At 71.1% G+C, this 18,702-nt stretch carries 18 protein-coding genes and 3 pseudogenes; 12 read left to right on the top strand and 9 right to left on the bottom strand.

The genetic code is table 11. The features are described 5' to 3' along the window. The 10 genes and pseudogenes from ABD52_RS29150 to polA all read left to right on the top strand — a co-directional run. Positions 1-263, top strand: a pseudogene (locus ABD52_RS29150) (hypothetical protein); the annotation flags it as partial. Positions 264-520: 257 nt separating this feature from the next. Further along, entirely contained in the window at positions 521-1,681 is a 1,161-nt protein-coding gene (locus tag ABD52_RS29145; protein ID WP_047893880.1) for a branched-chain amino acid ABC transporter substrate-binding protein, read from the top strand. Between the two features lie 105 nt (positions 1,682-1,786). Further along, positions 1,787-2,737, top strand: a complete 951-nt coding sequence (locus ABD52_RS29140; protein WP_043329571.1) for a branched-chain amino acid ABC transporter permease — start codon at positions 1,787-1,789, stop codon at positions 2,735-2,737. Next, on the top strand, positions 2,734-3,873 hold the full coding sequence (locus ABD52_RS29135) for a branched-chain amino acid ABC transporter permease (RefSeq protein WP_030503807.1): 1,140 nt from the start codon (positions 2,734-2,736) through the stop codon (positions 3,871-3,873). The genes ABD52_RS29140 and ABD52_RS29135 overlap by 4 nt, the downstream gene beginning before the upstream one ends. 73 nt (positions 3,874-3,946) lie before the next feature. Further along, complete coding sequence (locus tag ABD52_RS29130) at positions 3,947-4,711, top strand: ABC transporter ATP-binding protein (RefSeq protein ID WP_176722847.1); 765 nt, start codon at positions 3,947-3,949, stop codon at positions 4,709-4,711. Then, a complete protein-coding gene (locus ABD52_RS29125) occupies positions 4,701-5,411 on the top strand; it encodes an ABC transporter ATP-binding protein (protein ID WP_013475845.1) in 711 nt (236 codons plus the stop codon). The genes ABD52_RS29130 and ABD52_RS29125 overlap by 11 nt, the downstream gene beginning before the upstream one ends. A 27-nt stretch (positions 5,412-5,438) precedes the next feature. Continuing rightward, a complete protein-coding gene (locus tag ABD52_RS29120) occupies positions 5,439-6,344 on the top strand; it encodes an ABC transporter substrate-binding protein (protein ID WP_047893878.1) in 906 nt (301 codons plus the stop codon). Positions 6,345-6,348: 4 nt separating this feature from the next. After that, entirely contained in the window at positions 6,349-7,326 is a 978-nt protein-coding gene (locus ABD52_RS29115) for an amino acid ABC transporter permease (RefSeq protein ID WP_047893877.1), read from the top strand. 53 nt (positions 7,327-7,379) lie between these two features. Next, positions 7,380-8,132, top strand: coding sequence for an amino acid ABC transporter ATP-binding protein (locus ABD52_RS29110; RefSeq protein ID WP_200905254.1), 753 nt, complete (start codon positions 7,380-7,382; stop codon positions 8,130-8,132). Between the two features lie 72 nt (positions 8,133-8,204). Then, positions 8,205-10,904 carry a DNA polymerase I gene (gene polA, locus ABD52_RS29105; protein ID WP_047893875.1) on the top strand — a complete coding sequence of 900 codons (2,700 nt, stop codon included), beginning with the start codon at positions 8,205-8,207 and terminating at the stop codon, positions 10,902-10,904. Positions 10,905-10,984: 80 nt separating this feature from the next. On the opposite strand, the gene ABD52_RS29100 is transcribed toward polA, so the two are convergent. The 8 genes and pseudogenes from ABD52_RS29100 to ABD52_RS29070 form a co-directional block, all read right to left on the bottom strand. Further along, on the bottom strand, positions 10,985-11,383 hold the full coding sequence (locus tag ABD52_RS29100) for a MerR family transcriptional regulator (protein WP_047893874.1): 399 nt from the start codon (positions 11,381-11,383) through the stop codon (positions 10,985-10,987). Between the two features lie 16 nt (positions 11,384-11,399). After that, on the bottom strand, positions 11,400-11,885 hold the full coding sequence (locus tag ABD52_RS41480; RefSeq protein WP_255352882.1) for an SDR family NAD(P)-dependent oxidoreductase: 486 nt from the start codon (positions 11,883-11,885) through the stop codon (positions 11,400-11,402). Between the two features lie 119 nt (positions 11,886-12,004). Further along, positions 12,005-12,148, bottom strand: a pseudogene (locus ABD52_RS41475) (SDR family NAD(P)-dependent oxidoreductase); the annotation flags it as partial. Between the two features lie 47 nt (positions 12,149-12,195). Then, a complete protein-coding gene (locus tag ABD52_RS29090; protein WP_047893873.1) occupies positions 12,196-13,050 on the bottom strand; it encodes a CPBP family intramembrane glutamic endopeptidase in 855 nt (284 codons plus the stop codon). Between the two features lie 41 nt (positions 13,051-13,091). Beyond that, complete coding sequence (locus tag ABD52_RS29085; RefSeq protein WP_047893872.1) at positions 13,092-13,439, bottom strand: DUF3140 domain-containing protein; 348 nt, start codon at positions 13,437-13,439, stop codon at positions 13,092-13,094. Next, positions 13,426-13,644 carry a DUF2945 domain-containing protein gene (locus ABD52_RS29080; RefSeq protein WP_030503817.1) on the bottom strand — a complete coding sequence of 73 codons (219 nt, stop codon included), beginning with the start codon at positions 13,642-13,644 and terminating at the stop codon, positions 13,426-13,428. The genes ABD52_RS29085 and ABD52_RS29080 overlap by 14 nt, the downstream gene beginning before the upstream one ends. A 41-nt stretch (positions 13,645-13,685) precedes the next feature. After that, a complete protein-coding gene (locus ABD52_RS29075; protein ID WP_235437587.1) occupies positions 13,686-14,288 on the bottom strand; it encodes a Uma2 family endonuclease in 603 nt (200 codons plus the stop codon). Positions 14,289-14,344: 56 nt separating this feature from the next. Further along, positions 14,345-15,148, bottom strand: coding sequence for a class I SAM-dependent methyltransferase (locus ABD52_RS29070; RefSeq protein WP_047893870.1), 804 nt, complete (start codon positions 15,146-15,148; stop codon positions 14,345-14,347). A gap of 312 nt (positions 15,149-15,460) precedes the next feature. Here ABD52_RS29070 and rpsA point away from each other — a divergent pair, with 312 nt between their 5' ends. Both rpsA and coaE read left to right on the top strand, forming a co-directional pair. Further along, positions 15,461-16,987: a 30S ribosomal protein S1 gene (rpsA, locus tag ABD52_RS29065; RefSeq protein WP_047893869.1), complete on the top strand. Its 1,527-nt coding sequence runs from the start codon at positions 15,461-15,463 to the stop codon at positions 16,985-16,987. A gap of 161 nt (positions 16,988-17,148) precedes the next feature. Then, positions 17,149-18,327 carry a dephospho-CoA kinase gene (gene coaE, locus ABD52_RS29060; protein ID WP_047893868.1) on the top strand — a complete coding sequence of 393 codons (1,179 nt, stop codon included), beginning with the start codon at positions 17,149-17,151 and terminating at the stop codon, positions 18,325-18,327. 51 nt (positions 18,328-18,378) lie between these two features. On the opposite strand, the pseudogene ABD52_RS29055 reads toward coaE, so the two are convergent. Then, positions 18,379-18,702, bottom strand: a pseudogene (locus tag ABD52_RS29055) (hypothetical protein); the annotation flags it as partial.

Genomic DNA, 18,702 nt, shown 5'->3' with positions numbered 1-18,702 from the left:
GTCCCGGGGTGTCGTCGGTGGAAGCGCTCGCGGCGGCGGGTCGGCGGCTCGTCGCGGTGACCGGTGACGGGGCTCAGCGACGGCTCTGGATGTCGCGTGACGGCGGCGCCTCGTGGCTTCCCGTGATCACTCCGGTGCCGGTGCCGGACGGTGGCGACGCGGCGCTGGCGGTGGCCGTCGGCGACGACGGGCTGTTCGTGGTCGCCGACGACGGGGAAACGTCCCGTGCCTGGTGGGGGGCGTTGCCGGCCATCGATCGGTAGCGGGTGATCGCCGGTAGGCCCGTTACCGAGGAATAGTTGGTGAAAGCCTTTCCCCGCCTACGGTTCTTACGGCGATCGGCTTGAATCCGCCACCGCGTGTAACGGTTCGGTCAACCCCGCTTTCCAGGTCTTACGCCACCGCTTCCGGTGGGATAACGTCCCGGCCCAGACCGGCGACGACGGTCTTGGTTCGTCCACCCCGCAAGGGCCAATCAGCGGTGGGTGGTTCGGATCATGGACGGAGGAGGGTTCGGGCCTTGAGGCAGAAGCTCGCACGCGTGATCGGCGGGGTCGCCATGCTGGCGCTCGTCGCCGGTGGCACCGCTTGTTCCAGCGGCAGCGACGATGAGGGTTCCGGGGGCAGCGCCTGCGGGAGCAAGATCGCTTTCTTCGGCGCGCTGACCGGTAGCTCGGCCGCGCTGGGCATCAACGAGAAGAACGGCGTCAAGCTGGCCGTCGACAAGTACAACAAGGAGAACCCGGACTGCAAGGTGGAGCTCGCCGAGCTCGACTCGCAGGGCAGCCCGGACCAGGCGCCGCAGCTGGCCCAGAAGGCGATCGACGACACCAAGATCCTGGGTGTCGTGGGTCCGGCCTACTCGGGCGAGTCCGAGGCCGCCGGCCCGCTGTTCAACGAGGCCGGTCTGGTCACCATCACCCCCTCCGCGACCCGTCCCAGCCTCGCCGAGCAGGGCTGGAAGACGTTCTTCCGGGCGGTCGGCAACGACCTGAGCCAGGGCCCCGCCGCCGGTAACTACATCAAGAACGTGATGAAGGCCGACCGGGTCTACGTCATCGACGACCAGTCCGCGTACGGCGCCGGCCTGGCCGACGAGGTCAAGAAGGTTCTCGGCGCCTCGGTCGTGGGCAGCGACAAGGTCCAGGGCGAGGGCAAGCAGGTCGAGTTCTCCGGCGTGGTCACCAAGGTCAAGGCCGCCAACGTCAAGGCGGTCTTCTACGGCGGCTACTACCAGGAGGCCGGCCTGATCCGTAAGCAGCTCACCGCTGCCGGGGTCACCGCTCCGCTGGTCGCCGGTGACGGCGTGAACGACGGCGCGTACATCACCTCCGCCGGTGCTGCCGCCGCCGAGGGCACCATCCTCACCTGCCCCTGCGCTCCGTCCACCGAGGCGCGCGGCACCTTCGCCGCCGACTTCAAGGCGCTCAACGGCACCGACCCGGGCACCTACAGCGACACCGCCTACGACGCGGCGAACATCCTGCTGGCGGGCATCAAGGCCGGCAAGAGCAGCCGTGCCGACCTGCTGGAGTTCGTGAAGGGCTACAGCGGCGAGGGCGTTGCCGCCAGCTACAAGTTCGTCGAGGGCGGCGAGCTCGACCCGGCGCAGGTCAAGGTCTGGGCGTTCAAGGTGCAGGGCGGCAAGGTCGTCCCGGACCAGGAGATCCCCAAGTCCTGATCGTTCGATCGCTGGACTGGCGATTGAGTAGTGATCGCGGGTGCGGCCGGGAGCTGGCTCCCGGCCGCACCCTCTTTTTCTCTTGAGCGACGGAGCGTCCCTCCCTTGGACTTCGACGGATTGTTCTCCAACTTCGGGGAACTCACCACGACCGGCTTGACGCAGGGCGCCATCTACGCCCTGGTCGCGCTCGGCTACACGCTTGTGTACGGCGTGCTCAGGCTCATCAACTTCGCCCACTCCGAGGTCTTCATCGCCGGCGCGTTCGCCGCGATCTGGACCTGGAACGGATTCGGACTCGACCAGAACTCGCAGGTCAGCGGCCTCGGCTCGATCCTGTTCTACCTGCTGGTGGCGATGATCGTGGCGGCCATCGCCTCGGCGGGCACCGCGACGGTGATCGAACGGGTGGCGTACCGGCCGCTGCGCAAGCGCAACGCGCCGCCGCTGGCGTTCCTCATCACCGCCATCGGCGCCTCGATCGCCATCTCCGAGGCGTTCGGCGTCTACACCCGGCGTCGGCCGGAGGGCGCGCCGATCCTGGTCAGCTCGGAGCCGCTGTTCCACATCGCCGGGGTGCCGATCGACGCGGTGCAGCTGCTCACGATCGGCTCCGCGCTGGTGATGATGTTCGCGCTGGACCAGTTCATCAACCGCAGCCGTACCGGCCGCGGCATCCGGGCGGTGGCCCAGGACGCCAACACGGCGGCGCTGATGGGCGTCAACAAGGACCGCATCATCCTGATGGTCTTCATCGCCGGTGGCACCATGGCCGGCGTCGCGGGCCTGCTCTACGACGTGCGGATCCAGACGCTCACCTACAGCGTCGGCTTCCTGCTGGGCCTCAAGGCGTTCACCGCCGCGGTGCTCGGCGGTATCGGCAACCTGCGCGGCGCGCTCGTCGGCGGGTTGCTGCTCGGCGTCGTGGAGAACTACGCCGCGGGCCTGTTCGGCAGTCAGTGGAAGGACTTCGCCGCGTTCGCGGTGCTGGTCGTGCTGCTGATGTTCCGGCCGACCGGTCTGCTCGGCGAATCACTGGGGAGGGCACGCGCATGACGACCACCATCGACCCGCCGGAGCGGCGGGAGACGGCGGCGGACAAGCTGCGGCAGGGCCGGCACGCGATCTCGGAGCGCTGGCACCACGCGCCGCGCTGGGTGCGCTGGGTGCTGCTGGTCGCGGTCATCGCGTTCTTCTACGCGCTGCCGAACAAGGAGTTCTACCAATACCTCGGGCCGATCCCGACCCCGGGAGCGAACTTCACCCAGGTGATGTTCACGGTCTCGATCTACGTGCTGCTGGCGGTCGGGCTCAACATCGTGGTCGGCTTCGCCGGCCTGCTCGACCTCGGCTACTTCGGCTTCTTCGCCGTCGGCGCGTACACGGTGGCGGTGCTGACCTCGCCGAGCAGTGACCTCAAGACGCTGTGGCCGTGGCTGGCGGTGGTGCCGATCGCGATCGGCCTGACCATGGTCTCCGGCGTCATGCTCGGCACGCCGACGCTGCGTCTGCGCGGCGACTACCTGGCGCTGGTGACGCTCGGCTTCGCCGAGATGATCCGGATCGCTGCGGTCAGCTCCGAGTTCCTCAAGGGACAGCGCGGCTTCAACCAGATTCCGCACCCGCCCGGCCAGTACGCCGACGGCCGGCCGTGGTTCGGCGTGCTCGACGCCCGCCCGTACTACTGGCTGGTGCTCACGCTGATCATCCTGGTGGTGATCGGGGTGCGGAACCTGACCCACAGCCGGGTCGGCCGGGCCTGGATCTCGATCCGTGAGGACGAGGACGCGGCCCAGCTCATGGGCGTGCCGACGTTCAAGTTCAAGCTGTGGGCGTTCGCCTCCGGCGCGGCCATCGCCGGCCTGGCCGGCGCGTTGTTCGCCGGTAAGCAGAACTTCGTCAACTCGCAGAACTTCGAGCTGCTCAACTCGATCATCATCCTGGCCGCCGTCATCTTCGGCGGCTCGGGCAACATCGTCGGCGCGATCGTCGGCGGCGGCCTGGTCGCGTACATGATCGAGCGGTTCCGCGGCATCGAGCTGTTCGGCATCGAGCTGTACGAGTACCGGTTCCTCTTCTTCGGTCTGGTGCTCGTGGTGATGATGATCTTCCGGCCGCAGGGCCTGATCCCGAACCGGCGACGAGCGGCGGAGTTCAAGGACCGCCGCAAGGAGGTGATCGTCGGTGAGTGACACCGAGCAGACCCCGGCAGTTCCGGCCCAGGCGGCGGCCCCCGCCGTCGAGACGGTCGACAAGCGGGAGCCGTTGCTGGAGGTCGACCACGTCACGCTGCGCTTCGGCGGTGTGGTGGCCCTCAACGACGTGGACTTCACCCTCTACAAGGGGGAGATCCTCGGCCTGATCGGCCCGAACGGCGCCGGCAAGACCACCTGCTTCAACGCGATGACCGGCATCTACCAGCCCACCGAGGGGCAGATCCGGTTCCTGGGCCAGAAGATCAGTGGCAAGAAGCGCCACCAGATCACCCGGATGGGCATGGCCCGTACGTTCCAGAACATCCGTCTCTTCCCGGAGATGACCGCGCTGGAGAACGTCCAGGTGGGTGCGGACGCACACCACAAGACCAGCGTGATCTCCGCCCTGCTGCGCCTGCCGCGGCACTGGAAGGAGGAGCGCGAGGGCCGGGAGAAGGCCGAGCGCCTGCTGGAGTTCGTCGGCATCAGCAACCGGATGCACGAGTTCGCCCGCAACCTGTCCTACGGCGAGCAGCGCCGGCTGGAGATCGCCCGCGCGCTGGCCACCGACCCGAAGCTGCTCTGCCTGGACGAGCCGGCCGCCGGCTTCAACCCGGCGGAGAAGGAGGAGCTGCTCCAGCTCATCCGGCAGATCCGGGACCAGGGCGTGACGGTGCTGCTGATCGAGCACGACATGCGCCTGGTGATGGGCGTGACCGACCGGATCGTGGTCCTGGAGTTCGGAAAGAAGATCGCCGAAGGGCTGCCCGCCGAGGTGCGGGACAACCCGAAGGTGGTCGCGGCGTACCTGGGGGTGCCGGACGATGCTGCTTGAGATCGAGGACGTGAGCCTGCTCTACGGGCGGATCCAGGCGCTGCACGGCATCAGCCTGACCGTGGACGAGGGGGAGATCGTCGCGCTGATCGGCGCGAACGGCGCCGGCAAGTCCACCACCATGCGGGCGATCTCCGGCATCCGGCCGGTCGCCTCCGGCCGGATCAAGTTCGCCGGTGAGGACATCACCAAGCTCCGGGCCGACCTTCGGGTGCGGCGCGGGCTGTGCCAGGCGCCTGAGGGCCGGGGCATCTTCCCCGGCATGTCGGTGCTGGAGAACCTGGACATGGGCGCGTACACCCGGCGGGACAAGGCCGGTATCGCCCAGGACCTGGCCCGGGTGCTGGACCTGTTCCCGCGGCTGGCCGAGCGGCGCAAGCAGCCCGGCGGCACGCTCTCCGGCGGCGAGCAGCAGATGCTCGCGGTCGGCCGGGCGCTGATGAGCCGGCCGAAGCTGCTGCTGCTCGACGAGCCGTCGATGGGTCTCGCGCCGATGCTGATCCAGCAGATCTTCACGATCATCACGGAGATCAACCAGCAGGGCACCACGATCCTGCTGGTGGAGCAGAACGCCCAGCAGGCGCTGGCGCGCGCCCACCGGGCGTACGTGCTGGAGACCGGCCGGATCGTCAAGAGCGGTTCCGGCGCGGACCTGCTGCACGACCCCTCGGTCAAAGAGGCCTACCTCGGCGTGGCCTGACCGACCCCTCGCAAAAGGAGTACAGCCATGTTCCACCCCAACCCCGGACGGCGGGCGGCGCTCGGCGTCGCCGGTGCGGCCGTCCTGCTGCTCTCCCTCGCCGCGTGCGGCGAGGAGGAGAACACCGACCAGCCCGGTGGCGGCCCCAGCGTCTCGTCGTCGGTCGACGCCGCGCTGGCCGCGAAGGTCCCGGACGCGATCAAGTCGGACGGCAAGATCGTGGTGGGCACCGACTCCACCTACGCCCCGGCGGAGTTCCTGGACAACGACGGTAAGACCGTGATCGGCTTCGACGTCGAGCTGTTCACCGCCGTGGCGGCCAAGCTGGGCCTCAAGGCGGAGTTCGTCTCGGCGCCGTTCGGCGACATCATCAACGGCGTCAACTCGGGCAAGTACGAGGCCGGCGTCTCGTCGTTCACCATCAACGACGACCGCAAGGGCCAGGCCAACATGGTCAGTTACTTCCAGGTCGGCACCCAGTGGGTGACCAAGAAGGGCAACCCGGCCGGGGTCGCGCTGGACAACGCCTGCGGCAAGAAGATCGCTGTGCAGAAGGACACGGTCCAGGTCGAGGACATCCAGAAGCGGTCCAAGGCGTGCACCGACGCCGGCAAGCCGGCTATCACGATCGACCAGTTCCCGGGTCAGGACGCCGCCACCGCCGCCGTCGTTTCCGGCAAGGACGACGCGATGCTCGCCGACTACCCGGTCGGCGTGTACGCGGTGACGCAGTCCAACGACGCCCTGGAGCTGCTGGACAAGCAGTACGAGGCGGCGCCGTACGGCTACGTGCTGGCCAAGGAGCAGACGCAGCTGGCCGAGGCGGTGCGGGACGCCACCAAGGCCGTGATCGCCGACGGCTCGTACAAGCAGGTGCTCGACAAGTGGAAGGTGGGAGACGGCGCGATCACGGACCCCGCGATCAACCCGTGACGACATGACCACCGAGGAAGCGACAACCGCGCGGGCACGGCCGGAACCGATCAAGGCCGTGCCCGTGCGGCACCCCGGACGATGGGTCGCGGTGGCGGTGCTCGCCGTGCTGGGCGCGATGTTCGTCCACCTGCTGGTGACCAACGAGGCCTTCAACTGGCCCTTCATGGTCGACAAGATGTTCCGGCCGCCGATCATCGAGGGCCTGCTGCGCGGCACCGTGCTGATGACGGTCAGCGCGATGCTGATCGGCGTCACGCTCGGCGTGGTGATCGCGGTGATGCGGCTGTCGGACAATCCGATCCTGCGCGGCGTGGCCTGGCTCTACACCTGGTTCTTCCGGGCCGTCCCCCGGCTGGTGCTGGTGGCCGTCTCCGGCAACATCGGCATCCTGTGGAGCCGGGTCGAGTTCGGGGTGCCGTTCGACACCCAGATCGGCCAGCTGTTCGGCATCGACAACCTGCAACTGCGGCTGTTCGGGTTCTCCTCCCGTGACATCCTCACCGGCTTCATGGCCGGTCTGCTCGGCCTCGCGCTCTCCGAGGCCGCGTACATGGCGGAGATCGTCCGGGCCGGCATCCAGTCGGTCGACCCCGGCCAGACCGAGGCCGCCCAGGCGCTCGGGCTCAGCCGCGCCCAGCTGCTGCGCCGGGTGGTGCTGCCGCAGGCGATGCGGGTGATCATTCCGCCGACCGGCAACGAGACCATCGCCATGCTCAAGGACACGTCGCTGTTGCTCTACGTGCCGGTGAGCGTGGAGCTGTTCTTCCAGCTCGACGCCGTCGGCAAACGGACGTTCCAGATCTTCCCGATGTACGTCGCGGCGTGCCTGTGGTACCTGTTCCTGACCAGCATCCTGCTTGTCGGCCAGTACTTCCTGGAACGCCACTTCGGCAAGGGGTACGGCGTCACCGGGCGGGCCCGGATGAAGCTGCGGGGGATGACGGCCGAGGCCGGCGGCGGCGCGGGGGTGGTGAAGTGACCGAGCTGATCGTGCCCGCGCAGGCCACCGCGCCTTCTGCCGAGTCCGGCCTCATGGTGCGGGCCGAGCAGGTGCACAAGTCGTTCGGGCCGCTGGAGGTGCTCAAGGGCATCGACCTGGAGGTCCGCTCCGGCGAGGTGTGCTGCCTGCTCGGGCCCTCCGGCTCCGGCAAGTCGACGTTCCTGCGCTGCATCAACCACCTGGAGAAGATCGACGCCGGCCGGATCTGGGTCGACGGCGACCTGATCGGCTACCGCGAGCGCGGCGGCAAGCTGCACGAGATGCGGGACAGGGAGGTGGCCGCGCAGCGCCGCGCCATCGGCATGGTGTTCCAGCGGTTCAACCTGTTCCCGCACATGACGGTGCTCCAGAACGTCATGGAGGCGCCGGTGCTGCTGCGCCAGGCCAAGAAGGCGCAGGCCCGGGAGCACGCCGCGCAACTGCTGGACCGGGTGGGACTGGGCGACAAGCTCGGCGCGTACCCCGGTCAGCTCTCCGGCGGCCAGCAGCAGCGGGTGGCGATCGCCCGGGCGCTGGCCATGCGGCCGAAGCTGATGCTGTTCGACGAGCCGACCAGCGCGCTCGACCCGGAACTGGTGGGCGAGGTGCTGGACACGATGAAGGACCTGGCCCGCGACGGCATGACGATGATCGTGGTGACCCACGAGATCGGCTTCGCCCGCGAGGTGGGCGACCACCTCGTGTTCATGGACGGCGGCGTGGTGGTCGAGCAGGGCGACCCGCGCAAGGTGATCTCGGCGCCGAAGCACGAGCGGACCAAGGCGTTCCTGGCCAAGGTTCTCTGACCTCGGCCTCCGGTGCGGCGCGCGCCGCACCGGAGGCCGGAGTTGTCGGGCGTACGGACTAGAGTCGCAGCCGTGACAGCTACGACGCCGCGCCTGCTCCTCGTCGACGGACACTCCCTGGCATACCGGGCGTTCTTCGCCCTGCCTGTGGAGAACTTCTCCACCACCACGGGGCAGCCGACCAACGCCGTCTACGGCTTCACCTCGATGCTGATCAACGTGCTGCGCGACGAGCAGCCGACGCACATCGTCGTGGCGTTCGACGTCTCCCGCCGCTCCTTCCGCACCGAGAGGTACTCCGAGTACAAGGCCGGCCGCAGCGAGACCCCCACCGACTTCAAGGGCCAGGTCAGCCTGGTCAAGGAGGTCCTCGCCGCGCTGCGCGTGCCGGTGGTCGAGAAGGAGGGCTACGAGGCCGACGACGTCATCGCCACGCTCGCCTGCCAGGCCCGCGACCAGGGCATGGACGTGCTGATCACCACCGGCGACCGGGACGCGTTCCAGCTCGTCGGCGAGCAGGTGACAGTGCTCTACCCGCGCAAGGGCGTCTCCGACCTGGCCCGGATGGACCCGGCCGCGGTCGAGGCGAAGTACGGCGTCACCCCGGACCGCTACCGCGACCTGGCCGCGCTGGTCGGCGAGACCAGCGACAACCTGCCGGGCGTGCCCGGCGTCGGCCCGAAGACCGCCGCCAAGTGGATCAACCTGTACGGCGGCGTCGAGGGCGTGGTGGCCCGCGCCGACGAGATCAAGGGCAAGGCCGGCGACAGCCTGCGCGAGCGGCTGGCCGACGTGATCCGCAACTACGAGATCAACTGCCTGGTCTCCGACCTGGAGCTGCCGGTCCGCCCCGAGGACGCCCGCTGGCAGGGCTGGGACCGCGAAGCCGTGCACCAGGTCTTCGACACGCTCCAGTTCCGCATCCTGCGCGACCGGCTCTACCAATACCTGGAAGCCGTCGAGCCGGAGGCCGAGGCGGGCTTCGACCTGGCCGGCGAGGTGCTCACCGAGCCGGGCGCGCTCGCGGGCTGGCTCGACACGCACGCCCCGGCGGGCGCCCCGGTGGGCCTGGCGGTCACGCTCGACACCGGCCCCAACCGCCGGCACACCGCCACCGTGACCGCGATGGCGCTGGCCACCGCCGCCGGCGCGGGCGCCTGGTTCGACCCGAGCGCCCTGGGCGCCGACGACGAGACCGCGCTGGCCGGGTGGCTCGCCGACGCGGAGCGCCCGAAGGTGCTGCACGACAGCAAGCCGGCGGTGCTGGCGTTCGCCGCGCACGGCTGGGAGCTGCACGGCATCGCCCGCGACACGCAGATCGCCGCCTACCTGGCCCGCCCCGACCAGCGCTCGTACGACCTGACCGACCTGGCGCTGCGCTACCTGCACCGGGAGCTGCGCGTCGACGCGCCGGAGACCGGTCAGCTCACCCTCGACGGGCTCGGCGACGAGGGTGTGGCCGAGCAGAACCTCATGCTCCAGGCCCGCGCCACGCTCGACCTGGCCGACGCGATCGACGCCGAGCTGTCCCGCGACGGCGAGCAGTCGGCCCGGCTGATGGCCGGCGTGGAGTTGCCGCTGATGCGGGTGCTCGCGACCATGGAGCGCACCGGCATCGCCGCCGACACCGACTACCTCTCCGAGCTGGAGGCGCACTTCGCCGCCGAGGTGAAGGCCGCCGCCCAGAGCGCGTACGAGGTGGTCGGCCGGGAGTTCAACCTCGGTTCGCCGAAGCAGCTCCAGGAGATCCTCTTCACCGAGCTGGGCCTGCCCAAGACCAAGCGGATCAAGACCGGTTACACCACCGACGCCGACGCGCTCCAGTGGCTCTACGCGCAGACCGAGCACCCGCTGCTGCACCACCTGCTGCGCCACCGCGACGTGGCGAAGCTCAAGTCGACTGTCGACGGTCTGCTCAAGTCGGTCTCCGACGACGGCCGGATCCACACCACGTTCAACCAGACGGTGGCGGCGACCGGGCGGCTGTCCTCCACCGAGCCGAACCTGCAGAACATCCCGATCCGCACCGAGGAGGGGCGGCGGATCCGGCGCGCGTTCGTCGTCGGCGAGGGCTACGAGTGCCTGCTCACCGCCGACTACAGCCAGATCGAGATGCGGATCATGGCGCACCTGTCCTCGGACGACGCGCTGATCGAGGCGTTCAACTCCGGGCACGACTTCCACGCCGCCACCGCGTCCTCGGTCTTCACTGTCGAGGTCGGCGACGTGACCGCCGACCAGCGCCGCAAGATCAAGGCGATGAACTACGGCCTGGCGTACGGGCTCAGCGCGTTCGGCCTGTCCCAGCAGCTCGGCATCAGCGCCGAGGAGGCGCGCGGGCTGATGGAGAACTACTTCGCCGGGTTCGGCGGGGTCCGCGACTACCTCCAGGAGGTGGTGGCCCGGGCTCGCCAGGACGGCTACACCTCCACCATCCTGGGTCGCCGCCGCTACCTGCCCGACCTGGTCAGCGACAACCGGCAGCGCCGCGAGATGGCCGAGCGGATGGCGCTCAACGCCCCGATCCAGGGTTCGGCGGCCGACATCATCAAGGTCGCGATGCTGCACGTCGACAACGCGCTGCGCGACGCCGGGCTGCGCTCCCGGATGCTGTTGCAGGTGCACGACGAGCTGGTCTTCGAGGTCGCGCCGGGCGAGCGGGAGACGCTGGAGGCGCTGGTGCGCAAGCAGATGGGCGAGGCGTACCCGCTGTCGGTGCCGCTGGAGGTCTCGGTGGGCGACGGCCGCGACTGGAACAGCGCCGACCACTGACCCCACCGCCGCCTCCTCTTGTGCGGTGATCAAGGAGTTTGTGTCCCCGAACGGGCTCGGGCGTGACACAAACTCCTTGATCACCGCACAAGAGGAGGCGGCGAAGGAGGCGGGAGCAGGGGCGAGGGCGCAGGGGCGGCGGCCTGGAGGGCGGCGGCCAGGCGGTCCCGGACGGCCACCTGGGCCGCGATCCGGGCGTCCAGCACGGCCAGCCGCTCCCGGCCGACCCGCAGCCCCGCCGGGGACGGCGGCGCCGACGCCACGTCCCCGTCCAGGCAGGGCAGGAAGACCCGCACGTCGTCCAGCGTCAGCCCGGCGTCGAGCAGGTGACGGATGTTGCGGACCCGGGTGACGACCGCGGCGTCGTACTCGCGATAACCGTTCGCGGCCCGGGCCGAGGCGATGAGCCCGTGTTCCTCGTAGTGCCGCAGGGCACGCGGCGTGCAGCCCGTCGCCTTCGCCACCGCGCCGATCCGCACCGCCGCCACCGTCCTCTCACGCGACCACCGCGCCCCCGTCCACCGGCAGCACCACACCGGTGACGAAGTCCGCCTCCGGCTCGCACAGCCGCCGGATCGCCCAGGCTACGTCCTCCGGGCGGCCGATCCGGCCCGCCGGGGTGTGTGCGAGCTGCCAGTCCCGTACCGCCGCGCGCCGCTCGGGGGAGAGGCCACTGTGCTCGCCGATGGGAGTGTCGACCGCGCCGGGCGCCACCGCCACCACCCGGACGCCGAGCGGCGCGAGTTCCACCGCCCAGCTGCGGGTCAGCGAGTCCAGCGCGGCCTTGCCCGCCGCGTACACCGAACTGCCCGGCCAGGCGCGCAGGCCGACCGACGTGGTGACGTTGACGATCACGCCACGGGTCGCGGCGAGCGCCTCGACGGCGGCGTGCGCCAGCCGGATCGGCGCGAGCAGGTTCGTCTCCAGCTGCCGCCGGGCGGCGTCCTCGTCCAGCTCCGCCAGCGGCCCGCCGCCGGCCACGCCCGCGTTGTTGACCAGGACGTCCAGGCGGCCGTACCGGTCGAGCGCGGGCCGACGACCCGGTCCGGCCCGTCGGGAGCGGTGACGTCGGCCGTCAGCGGGGCGATACCCGGCCGGCCGGCGGCGGTCTCCGCCAGCGGCGCGGCGCGCCGGCCGACCGCGACCACTGCGTACCCGGAGGTGGCGAGGGATCGTGCGGTGGCCCGGCCGATGCCGGTCCCCGCACCGGTGACCACGGCGACGCGTGGCGTGCGGCGTTCCATGCCGGCATCGTCCGACCCTGCCGCCTGCGGCAGGGTCAAGCGGCCGGTCAGAGACCGAGCAGGACCGGCATCGCGTTGACCGCGCCGTGCACCACGAGCAGCGGCCACATCCGGCGGTACCGCGACCACAGGTAGCCGAGGAACAGCCCGGCGACCCCCTGGTTCACGATCACCGACGCCAGGTCGACGGCGGGCCGGCCGCTGCCCTGGATGGCCACGTGCCAGGCCGCCCACACCAGCGACGCGAGCACGATCGCCGGCCAGCGTCCCAGCAGCGACTCCCATCGGGTCTGCAGCCACCGCCGGTAGAAGACCTCCTCCAGCAGCGCGTTCACCGCGAAGGCCACCAGCAGCGTGACGGCCAGCTCGACCGGCGTGACGGTCCGCCCCCAGTCGCTCGCCGGCACGGCCAGCGGCGTCGCGTAGCTGAGCACCAGCCACACCGCCACCGGCAGCGCCGGACCCCACCGGTGGGCGGCGTCCGCCGGGGCCGGGCCCGGCCGCCACCGGCGCGCGGCCAGGAACACCATTGTGGGCACGCCGAGCAGCAGCGCCAGCTTCAACACGGTGTACGCGGGTTCGCCGCCCAGCAGCGGCATGACGGCGGCGAACGCGATCCCGGCCAGCAGCAGCGGCACCGCCTCGCGGTAGGGCGCGACCGGGTCCGGCCACCTCGGGTCGGGCGCGGGCGGGATCAGGCGGATCAGCGCGATCGCGGCCAGCGCCGGGATCCAGCGGCTCCACATCGGCACGGTGCCGTCGTGGTCGGCGCTGTACCGGATGCCGGTGTTCCCGGTCACCACCAGGAGGAGCGCCGCGACGGCGACGAGCCCGAGGCCCGCCACGAGGACCGCCCGTCCGGCGCGGGGATGACGGCCGGCGGTCGAGACGTCTGTCGTCATCGCCGGCACGGTACCAACGCGCGGCGAACGGACCGGGCGGCTCAGCCCTTGAGCGGGTCGTGACCCCAGTTCATCAGCGACCAGCGCCACCTGGTGTCCCGGACGTCGCCTGTGGGCCGCTGCGCCAGGTGGCGGTGGACGTACCCGATCACCTTGCGCATGTGCTTGTAGTCGGCGGCGGTGAGGTCGGCGCGCTTGCGGCGCAGCAGGTCGACGATGCGCCGGCCGGAGTCGTGGCCGACCGACTCGCCGCCCTGGGTGCCCTTCTTGTGCCAGCCGACGTGCTTGGACTCCTCGCTCTCCAGCCAGCGGGACAGCTCGCCCGGCTTCATGTTCACCGCGTCGGTGAACTCCCGGTACGTCTGCTGCGGGTCCTCAGCGCGACTCATGGCGAAGCACCTCCGGGCGGTGGGCCACGTCGCGGCCCGAGTCGTCGTTGGTGATCCGGTACTGCGGTTGCTCGGGCGAGGCGTTCACGGTGTGCCCGCGTACGTGGGTGCGCTCGGTCAGCTTCTCCTTGACGACGCCGTACGCCCGGCCGCTGTGGCTGGCCCAGGAGACGTGGTCGCCGGCGCGGAACTCCTTCTCGGCCATGCCGCCCGGTTACCCGCGGCGGGTACCGAGTAACGGCGTCGTCAGGGCCGGATCTCCGCGACCGGCAGCTTGATCGCGAAGGGCTCGGACAGCTCGATCACCTCGCTGCTGTCGTCCACCAGCTCGTACTGCCGCTCGCCGCCGGGGCCGATCCGGTCACCGAGGCGGTACGCGTAGAGGTGCACCGGATCCTGCTCGATCCGCCAGTAGAACGGGATCCCGGCGGCGGCGTACTCGCCCGGCTTGGCGAACCGGTCGACCCGCCGGGTGCCGGGGGAGACGATCTCGACGGCCAGGACGACGTCCGCCGGTCGCAGGAGGGACCTGTCGCTCGGCAGCCCGGCGTGGTGGAGCAGGACGTCCGGTTGCCGGCTGGTGTTGGGGCTGAGCCCGACACCGACGGCCTGGGCGACCCGCAGGCCGGCCGGGGCGTGCGACCGCAGCCAGAGGCTCAGCAGCAGGGAGATGTCCTGGTGGCCCAGGGTGGGGGAGGGTGTCACCTGGATGACTCCGTCGACGAGTTCGACGCGGGGGGCGTCGTCCGGCAGGGTGAGCAGATCCTCCAGCGTGTAGTCCGCACGCTGCTGCCGCATCGGGTCCGGACACCAGGGGCCAGGTGATGTCGGGATGGGCTCGGCGCTCATGCGGCGAGCGTACCGCCGGGTGCCGGAGCCCGTGTCGCACCGGACGTGCGACGCGCTCAGTCCGTCGGCTTCTCCGCGACGAAGATCGCCGTGCCGGGGAACAGCCGCCCGCGCAACGGGCTCCACTGCCCCCAGATCCCCTCGTGCCCGGCCGGCCACTCCGGCTCCACCAGGTCCAGCAGGCGGAACCCGGCGCCGACCAGCTCCCGGATCCGGTCGCCCAGGGTGCGGTGCTGCTCGACGTACGTGGCCACCCCGTGCTCGTCCTGCTCGACGTAGGGGGAGCGGTCGAAGTACGAGTGCACGGCGGTCAGCCCGCCCTCGCCCGGGTCGTCCAGGAAGATCCAGCGCATGGGGTGGGTGACCGAGAAGACCCACCGGCCGCCGGGGCGCAGCACCCGGGCCACCTCGCGCATCGCCGCCGCCGAGTCGTCCACGAACGGGATCGCGCCGAACGCGGTGCAGACGGTGTCGAACGCGGCGTCGGCGAACGGCAGGGCGAGCGCGTCGGCCTGCACCAGCGGCACGCGTACCCCGGTGCGCCCGGCGGCCTCGGCGGCGTGCCGCAACATGCCGGCGGACAGGTCCAGCGCGACCGGCCGGGCGCCCTGGGCGGCGAGCCAGCGGGCGGCGGCGGCCGCCCCGGCGCCGAGTTCGAGGATCCGCCGCCCGGCGACCTCGCCGAGCAGCCGGGCGTCGGCCTCGCGCAGGCCCTCCGGGCACCAGACGAAGTCGGCGTCGCCGAGGAACGCGCCGTGCTCGGCCTGGTACGCGTCGGCGTCGGTGTCCCACCATCCGCGGTTCGCGCGGCGGATCTCCCCGGCGTCGACCCGTCGGCGGGTCACCCTGTCGTCGTCCACGGGTTCACGCTAGGTCCGGCGGCCCGGACCCGGTGCGGTGGGGTGGTGGCTGGGGCGGATGTGACGGACGAGACAGCTGTGGCACCTTACCGCGCAAAATCTCCGCTTTCGCAGCGGATGAGTTCGCGCGGACCCGGGAGGGCTTGCACGCTGTGGTAATGCAGCGGGTAGGCTAGACGATGCGCTCGCGGATCGTGTGCCTCGGCAGGGAGCAGGTGCGCGGTCACCGGAGCCACTAATGATCTTCTCGCGTCGATCGTTCGGTGTGCCCGGCGACGGATCCGTTGGCGCGGCAGAGTCACCGCGACACCCATGCCCGCTGTGACAACCCATCCGACCGGAGCAACCGCCCACATGACGAGCAGCATCGAGGCCACCTCGAGCGCCAACAAGGTCACCCACGACGACCTCGGCTCTGAGGAAGCTTTCCTCGCCGCGATCGACGAGACCATCAAGTACTTCAACGACGGCGACATTGTCGAAGGCACCGTCGTCAAGGTCGATCGGGACGAGGTCCTGCTCGACATCGGCTACAAGACCGAGGGTGTCATCCCCTCTCGGGAGTTGTCGATCAAGCACGACGTGGACCCGGCCGAGGTCGTTTCGGTGGGTGACCACATCGAGGCCCTCGTCCTCCAGAAGGAGGACAAGGAGGGTCGGCTGATCCTCTCCAAGAAGCGGGCGCAGTACGAGCGGGCCTGGGGCACGATCGAGAAGATCAAGGACGAGGACGGCGTCGTCCGCGGTTCGGTCATCGAGGTCGTCAAGGGTGGTCTCATCCTCGACATCGGCCTGCGTGGCTTCCTGCCCGCGTCGCTCGTCGAGATGCGGCGTGTGCGTGACCTGCAGCCGTACGTCGGCCGCGAGCTCGAAGCCAAGATCATCGAGCTGGACAAGAACCGCAACAACGTGGTCCTGTCCCGCCGTGCCTGGCTGGAGCAGACGCAGTCCGAGGTGCGCACCGAGTTCCTCAACAAGCTCCAGAAGGGGCAGGTCCGCAAGGGCGTCGTCTCCTCGATCGTCAACTTCGGCGCGTTCGTCGACCTGGGCGGCGTGGACGGCCTCGTGCACGTCTCCGAGCTGTCCTGGAAGCACATCGACCACCCGTCCGAGGTCGTCGAGGTGGGCCAGGAGGTCGAGGTCGAGGTCCTGGACGTCGACCTGGACCGCGAGCGGGTCTCGCTGTCGCTGAAGGCGACGCAGGAGGACCCGTGGCGTCAGTTCGCCCGCACCCACGCGATCCAGCAGATCGTGCCGGGTAAGGTCACCAAGCTGGTGCCGTTCGGTGCGTTCGTCCGCGTGGACGACGGCATCGAGGGCCTGGTCCACATCTCCGAGCTGGCCGAGCGCCACGTGGAGATCCCGGAGCAGGTCGTGCAGGTCGGCTCCGAGGTCATGGTCAAGGTCATCGACATCGACCTGGAGCGCCGCCGGATCTCGCTGTCGCTCAAGCAGGCCAACGAGGGCTTCGTCGAGGGCGAGGAGCACTTCGACCCGACCCTCTACGGCATGGCCGCGACGTACGACGACCAGGGCAACTACATCTACCCGGAGGGCTTCGACCCGGAGACGGGCGAGTGGCTCGAGGGCTACGACAAGCAGCGCGAGACCTGGGAGCAGCAGTACGCCGAGGCGCGTCAGCGCTGGGAGGCCCACACCAAGCAGGTGCAGACCTCCCGCGCCGCCGACGCCGAGGCCGCCGCCAACCCGGCTCCGGCCACCACCGGCACCACCACCTCGACCTCGGCCCCGAGCCGTCAGGCCGAGGAGCCGGCCGGCACGCTCGCGACCGACGAGGCGCTCGCCGCGCTGCGGGAGAAGCTCGCCGGCGGCAAGTGACCGGACGCTGACGCCTGTTCGTCCCACCGGACGAACCGGCGACTGCCTCTGACGACGGGCCCCGTCCCCGCGTTCCGCACCAGCGGAGCGCCGGGGGCGGGGCCCGCGTCGTACGCCGGAAGGGTTTGGCATGCGGACGGCAGATCCGGTTGACTGTCCGGGTGCTGAAGGTGGGGCTGACCGGCGGAATCGGATCGGGCAAGAGCGCGGTGGCGAGCCGGCTCGCCACGCTGGGCGCGGTGATCGTCGACTCGGACCGCATCGCCCGCGAGATCGTCGCGCCCGGCACCGACGGGCTGGCCGAGGTCGTCGCCGCCTTCTCCGAGAAGGTCCTGGACGCCGACGGGGCGCTGGACCGGGCCGCCCTCGGCGCGCTGGTCTTCGGCGACGAGGCCGCCCGCCGCACGCTCGAAGGGATCACCCACCCCCGGGTACGCGCGCGCAGCGCCGAGCTGGCCGCCGCCGCCCCCGCCGACGCGATCGTGGTGAACGACGTACCGCTGCTGGCCGAGGTGGGACTCGCGTCGACGTACCACCTGGTGGTCGTGGTGCAGACGGCCGTGCCGACCCGGATGGCCCGGCTGACCCGCGACCGGGGCATGGCCCCGGCGGAGGCCGAGCGGCGCATCGCCGCACAGGCCGACGACGCCACCCGCCGTGCGATCGCCGACGTGCTCCTGACCAACGACGGCACGCTCACCGACCTGCACGCCGCCGTGGACGCCCTCTGGCGGGACCGCCTGTCGCCCTACGAGCGCAACGTCCGCGAACGCCGCGCCGTCCCGCCCGACCCGGCGGCGCTCGCCGGACCGGACCCGACCTGGCCCGAGCAGTACGCCCGGCTGGCCGCCCGGATCCGCCACGCGGCCGGCGGTGAGATCCGGGTCGACCACGTCGGCTCCACCGCCGTGCCGGGACTCGCCGCGCCGGACGTGATCGACATCCAGGTGACTGTGTCCTCGCTGAACGAGGCGGACGGGCCGCTCGCGCAGCGGCTGGCCGAGGCGGGTTTCCCGCGGCTGCCGGGCGAGTGGTGGGATGCCCCGCGACAGCCGGAGCCGGTGCGCTGGGCCAAGCGGCTGCACGGCGGCGCGGACCCGGCGCGTCCGGTGCGCCTGCACCTGCGGGAGGCCGGTTCGCCCGGCTGGCGGTACGCGCTGCTGATGCGCGACCACCTGCGTGCCGACCCGGCGCGGCGGGCCGACTACCTCCAGGTGAAGCGGGAGCTGGCGGCCGCCGCGCCGGAGCACGCCGCCTGGGGCACGGTGACCGATCCCTGGTTCGACGAGGAGCACCTGCGCGCCGAGGAGTGGGCCGCGCAGACCGGCTGGCGGCCCTGACCGGGCCGTCCCGGCGGCGCCGGTTCGGCGGACGGCGGAGGCCGCGCCGGTTCAGCGCGACGTCGAGGCCGACGATCCGCCGCTGCCCGCCGCACGGCCCGGCGTGAGGTCCAGCCGGATCCACACGCCCGGCCCGGTCCGCAGTTCCATCCGGTGCGGCACACCGCCCCGGTCCAGCCACAGGCGTCTGCCGCCCGGCACCTCGAACACGTCGACCGTCCGGTCGCCCAGCCGGTCCTCCCGGACCCGGACGGTGTCACCGGCGGGCGCGCGCCGGGCCGCCCGCAGCGCCGCGTCGAGCAGCCGGTCCAGGTCGTCGCCGGGCGGGCGCGCGGGGGCCGCGAGCAGCGCGGCCGGCACCGGTGCCGGCCGCGC

Origin of the sequence: Micromonospora sp. RV43, assembly GCF_001029515.1 — a bacterium.
Taxonomy (GTDB): Bacteria; Actinomycetota; Actinomycetes; order Mycobacteriales; family Micromonosporaceae; genus Micromonospora; species Micromonospora aurantiaca.
This window is presented reverse-complemented; position numbering and strand designations above follow the sequence as displayed.

Bases quoted from the DNA above. Each gene is read 5' to 3' on its own strand.
- ABD52_RS29075 (WP_235437587.1), bottom strand. From the start codon at position 14,288: ATGAGCGCCGAGCCCATCCCGACATCACCTGGCCCCTGGTGTCCGGAC.
- ABD52_RS29080 (WP_030503817.1), bottom strand. From the start codon at position 13,644: ATGGCCGAGAAGGAGTTCCGCGCCGGCGACCACGTCTCCTGGGCCAGC.
- ABD52_RS29110 (WP_200905254.1), top strand. From the start codon at position 7,380: ATGGTGCGGGCCGAGCAGGTGCACAAGTCGTTCGGGCCGCTGGAGGTG.
- ABD52_RS29115 (WP_047893877.1), top strand. From the start codon at position 6,349: ATGACCACCGAGGAAGCGACAACCGCGCGGGCACGGCCGGAACCGATC.
- ABD52_RS29135 (WP_030503807.1), top strand. From the start codon at position 2,734: ATGACGACCACCATCGACCCGCCGGAGCGGCGGGAGACGGCGGCGGAC.
- ABD52_RS29120 (WP_047893878.1), top strand. From the start codon at position 5,439: ATGTTCCACCCCAACCCCGGACGGCGGGCGGCGCTCGGCGTCGCCGGT.
- ABD52_RS29125 (WP_013475845.1), top strand. From the start codon at position 4,701: ATGCTGCTTGAGATCGAGGACGTGAGCCTGCTCTACGGGCGGATCCAG.
- ABD52_RS29090 (WP_047893873.1), bottom strand. From the start codon at position 13,050: ATGACGACAGACGTCTCGACCGCCGGCCGTCATCCCCGCGCCGGACGG.
- rpsA (WP_047893869.1), top strand. From the start codon at position 15,461: ATGCCCGCTGTGACAACCCATCCGACCGGAGCAACCGCCCACATGACG.
- ABD52_RS29085 (WP_047893872.1), bottom strand. From the start codon at position 13,439: ATGAGTCGCGCTGAGGACCCGCAGCAGACGTACCGGGAGTTCACCGAC.